Origin of the sequence: Paenibacillus ehimensis NBRC 15659, from assembly GCF_004000785.1 — a bacterium.
In the GTDB taxonomy this organism is placed as follows: domain Bacteria; phylum Bacillota; class Bacilli; order Paenibacillales; family NBRC-103111; genus Paenibacillus_G; species Paenibacillus_G ehimensis.
The window spans coordinates 1-4,115 of the sequence record NZ_BILX01000156.1 but is presented as its reverse complement, the minus strand read 5'-3'; the positions used below and the strand labels follow the sequence as shown (position 1 = coordinate 4,115).

4 protein-coding genes and 1 pseudogene are annotated in these 4,115 nt (G+C 37.4%); 1 reads left to right on the top strand and 4 read right to left on the bottom strand.

Features of this window, described 5'->3' with window-relative positions:
• Window positions 1-109: 109 nt before the first annotated feature.
• The 4 genes from PEH01S_RS33960 to PEH01S_RS33945 form a co-directional block, all read right to left on the bottom strand.
• Entirely contained in the window at window positions 110-610 is a 501-nt protein-coding gene (locus tag PEH01S_RS33960) for a DUF6985 domain-containing protein (protein ID WP_246063147.1), read from the bottom strand.
• A 309-nt stretch (window positions 611-919) separates the two neighbouring features.
• Complete coding sequence (locus PEH01S_RS33955; protein ID WP_025847338.1) at window positions 920-1,636, bottom strand: hypothetical protein; 717 nt, start codon at window positions 1,634-1,636, stop codon at window positions 920-922.
• A gap of 21 nt (window positions 1,637-1,657) precedes the next feature.
• Window positions 1,658-2,326, bottom strand: coding sequence for a GIY-YIG nuclease family protein (locus PEH01S_RS33950; RefSeq protein WP_127490428.1), 669 nt, complete (start codon window positions 2,324-2,326; stop codon window positions 1,658-1,660).
• A 100-nt stretch (window positions 2,327-2,426) separates the two neighbouring features.
• Complete coding sequence (locus tag PEH01S_RS33945; RefSeq protein ID WP_127490427.1) at window positions 2,427-2,930, bottom strand: type III secretion system chaperone family protein; 504 nt, start codon at window positions 2,928-2,930, stop codon at window positions 2,427-2,429.
• A 568-nt stretch (window positions 2,931-3,498) separates the two neighbouring features.
• Between PEH01S_RS33945 and PEH01S_RS33940 the strand changes: the two are divergent.
• A pseudogene (locus PEH01S_RS33940) lies at window positions 3,499-4,115 on the top strand (hypothetical protein); the annotation flags it as partial.

Below are 4,115 nucleotides of genomic sequence, written 5' to 3'. Positions count from 1 at the left end.
AGATTGAACGGGACAAGAAAAGACCGCGATCCGGAAGATCGCAGTCTTTTCATCCCGATTCGGGGGAAATCCAGATTATACAGCCGGCACCGGAATCTACCGATGCATATTATCTGTAGTCGTTTTCTTCCCAAATCGCATATTCCCCATAACCTAGAAACTCGCGCACTTCAAGAACTTCCTTGCCTTTGATAATAATTTCAATACCATCTTCAAAATCCCAATCCATACCGGCGAAAACGCTTGCTCCCAATAGAGTATCCTTTTTATCATAAGGATTTCTGTAGATATAAATATCGCTTACTGAAATAAAACGTAAGATCTCTCTGCCCTGAGCATCCGACAAACCATCTGGACATTTCATATCCGGATAACAATCTGCCAGTATATCGTCTTTCCATGCGCACATTTTTTTGCATAATTCATCGATAGTCTGCTCAGGCAGATTATTTAAATAATTTTCGATATATGACTCCGCTTCGTCTAGACTCATGTCTTCCTCTCTAAAATGGTATTCTATGCGTTCGTTAGATAAAACAAACAAACCAAATCCTGAAGTGGCTTCTCCGTTTGAGGCGTAAACGTCTTCCTCTTTTCCGACATTCTCCAAATGAAATTTTCTATTAATCGGATATTCCCTCCCGAAATATGGTTAGCGGTAATGTAATCTTTATAAGGTTTCTTTCGTGATTCCATTGAGGATCTGGTATATCACTTTTTCTTTACTGTTGTGCTCGTTAATCACTGTCGCATCTTTAAATTCCGCATTAATAATATCAGGCAACAGGCACAAAAGAACGAGAGTAAGGAGTTTTCTTGAAACCATATAAAATTAATATGTTTTCCATTTGGTTTCCTCCAAGATGTTTGTTGTCCTTGACATAGTAAAGACGGTACAATATTTACATGTGAAATATCATTAGAAATTTTTATCAAAACAACCTTCAGATTCACATTTAATTTTGTACCATTGATAACCATAATCAGTTAGGTTTGAATGAATCAATAATCTGCTGCCACAGCGAATACAAGTATATTCTATTCGACTGCCTCTTTTATACTCTGCCAGATATGCTTCTGCGTGTTCAACCTCATTGATTATAAGCTTGAGAGCATGATCACTTATGTCGAAAGGTTTCATGTTACCTCTTCTTGCATCAATTGAACGAGAAAAAGCTCCAAATCCGCCAACGAGTTCGTGGTGATGCGTGTTAATCTGCCCACCGCCTCTTTCAAACAATTTGATCATCGGTTCATAAACATCTGGGAACTGTAATGCAATCAAGTTGCCGCTATCAAGCAGAGAACACCATCTTAAATAGTGGATGCTAAATAATTTCATAAGCATAATATCGATTTCTTTAAAATTTGGAAATTTTACGGGGAAATTATCCCATTCATTTTCATCCATCTTATAACCAATCAGCATGTCCATTCCCACATAAATACTTGTGGCCTGCTTTGAGATAAACTGCAAAAAAACGCCAACTCTTCGGTAATACTCAGCAATTAAAATAGAATCTGCTTCATATTCCCCTCTAGATCTTACCTCTTCATATCTTTTATTTGATATTCCAATATATAGATTTGCATCAATATTCTTAATTCTATCAACAGCTTCTTCGTAATAACTCATGAAGATTCCCCCGTTATAAACTCACAAACTTAGTTTCCGGTAAATTTTATCTCTTTTTAATTTAGTAAACTGTTGCAAAGCATCTTCATAAGAAAGACTAGCATATATTGTTGAATTCTTATTAAACCAACGATCACAAATATCCTTAATATCGATGGCTTCAATCTGTTCAATTGTCATATTGCTAGTTCTTCCACCAAATGTTCCTTGAATGGAACTATGAATTGTTGCTCTCGACTTAGCATCAAAATTTTTAAACAAATCAAGTTTATCTTTACTTCTATTCATACCCTTAAAAATTTTCAGTTTATATCTTTCGTCAACTTGTTGAGGTTTAGAGTATCTAAAAGGAAGGTTTGATTCTGCTTCATGAGCAATAAATTGATTATATATTTTCAATTCATTCGGATTTGTGAATTGACCACCGCGGACATTCTCCCACCCATATGCCTTCATGAATTCTAAGGTGATCTCATTTTCCCTTTTAAGAGCTGTTTCTTCAGTACAGAATCCTAAATCAATTTTTCGAATAATTTCGACTGGCTTATAGATATGAGTCCATGCAGCCCCATGTTTTGTCCCATGCCGTTTCATTCTCTTCTCAAGATCATCTGTTTGACCAACATAATATTTTCCTTCTTCTAGTTTAAGGACATAAACCCAACGCTGACACGTTTCAAATGGAAACATAAACAACCATCCCCTATGAAATTGTTGTTATTTTGCACGCAAGTGAATAAGGAGCTGATTTAAAAATATCAACTCCTCATCATCGATAAAATTTAGCTTCTTATTTCTTTCTCTCCGACTTTTCAAGTGCTTCTTGTGGAGAAGCTCCAGCATATACAATGGCCGCGATCCCCTGAAAATACTCATCTAAGCAGAGATAGTTTCTAATCAAATGATGTTTAATTGTTTCCACAGAAGGAGCAGATTCTTCAACCCAGATGAGTGTAGTCCTGCTTCGCACCTCTCCTCTTTCCCAATGCAATTCAAATGTGACAGCAGACAGCCCATAGTTAGCCAGATGGAGAAATTGACTTATTGCTTCTTTCTTTTCTTCAGGTATCGTAATTGGTACTTTGAAATAAAAATCAATCCGCTGTGGATGTCGAAGATCGAAAAATCCTTCATATGTTCCATGTTCGCATCTAATCGGCTGAGCAGCTAAAAGTTTCCCATCTCTATGCTCGGTATATTTCCAGTTATCAATGTTTAGGTATTTTTTTAATTCATCACTTAAAACTGACAATATAATCATCTCCCATATGAATCCATTTTCATGATCAATCACACAAGAATGTAGAATCCTTGGTGAATTTTAACCATATCATAACAAACCAAAATAATAGTGGCTACTAATCCAAAGCATACTCATCACCGCGATTATCCTTCGTGCTTCCTTCTTTAACTGTATAGAGATCAAATCATTTGTGAAGAACTGACTATCAATTACTTTTATAGGATCTTGATTATTTCGAAACCAACTTGATTCTTGATTGGGAATTCCATTTTATTACAAATGGTAAGGTGACAGAGCTTGAGTATAATAATAGCCGTTAATGTTCGTATTAGTTATGCAAAAAAAGAACCTCCTCTTCAAGAAGTTCTCCATATAAATAACCTAGTATATTAACTTCAATCCTCCCGATACATCCTTACCACGCACTCCACATGTCTCGACCTATCAAGAGGGATGGTATCACGGCTGCCGCTCATTCCTCGAAAATTTGCTATTTCCATATATCCAAAAGTGTGTGAGAATTTACATTAAATAGAATATGGTGGTGTCCGATATATATTAAGATAAGGAATCGGTTATAGAAAGCCAGGAGTCGTTAGCCAAAAGGGAGATATGCAGTATGAGCATTTTATTGAGGGTAGAACGAGAATCCGGTGGTCAGCCGATTGAGCTTGGCGATGGAAAAATTACTGGCTATAGTTATATTAACACAAGCCCGGCAGATTTTTTAGCCAAAGCTTATAATGCGGAGCACTCGATCCAGATACGAGGTGAGATCCCACTTCGACTGCTTCCCCCCGTGGGACAAGATGTGGACAACTCCAATACGCTGTATGCCTGGGCCCTTACCGAGTATAGGCCGGACAATGACTATTATCGAACAGTTACCGTACGAATCGTGAGGCACGAAAAGACGATTCGAGAGGTCAAATTTACACATGCATACGTTCACGGATATAATGAACAGGTTAACGGATGGAAAGGGACATTGGAGTTTGAACTGATTTTACGGCAGAAGCGAGATCAATTAGATAGCATCCGATGCAGTTCGGGTTCCACGATCCAAGACTTGACGAATAAGAAAGAAAAGCGTGTATCGCTCTTAGCGTATTCAGGAAGCACCCCGTTTGGTGATTCTAGCCAATATCAGTCTATGAATGTATTAAAAGATGCAGTACTAGGAACACTCAATAACACCAAAGATTGGGTAACCGAAAAAGCCGATCAAGCCAGAAA

What these genes read in the sequence shown, in the direction of transcription:
- PEH01S_RS33955 (WP_025847338.1), bottom strand. Translation starts at nt 1,636, where the DNA reads ATGAGTTATTACGAAGAAGCTGTTGATAGAATTAAGAATATTGATGCA.
- PEH01S_RS33950 (WP_127490428.1), bottom strand. Translation starts at nt 2,326, where the DNA reads ATGTTTCCATTTGAAACGTGTCAGCGTTGGGTTTATGTCCTTAAACTA.